Genomic DNA, 456 nt, shown 5'->3' with positions numbered 1-456 from the left:
CAGCCATTCCTGCGGCCCGTAATACCATTCGGCTGCTCGTAACTCCCCGTTTCTTTTTCTATACAGCCTGTCATATCTTGGAAAATCTGAAGTTGTTGAATAGATCATTCCCAGGGAAAAATCATATTCTTCTGTAGGTTTAAACCTTATTTTTTGCAGCCGGGTGATCTGATCATAACCGGTAGGTACCTGCACTTTTGGATCTTTATTTTGAACGGTGATATCCCTGCCATCCCTTCTCACAGCATATTCGTGACGAAGGTATTCATCCGGGCCATGGCTGCCCATACGCATGTCACCAAAATCTGAATAAGTTGCGCCGGAGAGGAAAGCCCATTTCTTGTTTCCGTACGAGAGGCTTAGATGTCCGGTTTTTTCTTCGTTGGCTGTAGCGTACCGGGTATAGGCTTTTCCGGAAAAATTTCCTCCTTTAGCTACAGAAAATGCCGGAGTAAG

At 45.4% G+C, this 456-nt stretch carries 1 pseudogene; it reads right to left on the bottom strand.

The annotated features are described in order from the left end of the window. A pseudogene (locus HC176_RS16435) lies at nucleotides 1-456 on the bottom strand (TonB-dependent receptor); the annotation flags it as partial.

This window comes from Tamlana crocina, assembly GCF_012037625.1.
The sequence above is the reverse complement of the archived record's forward strand: the minus strand, read 5'-3'. Positions and strand labels throughout refer to the sequence as shown.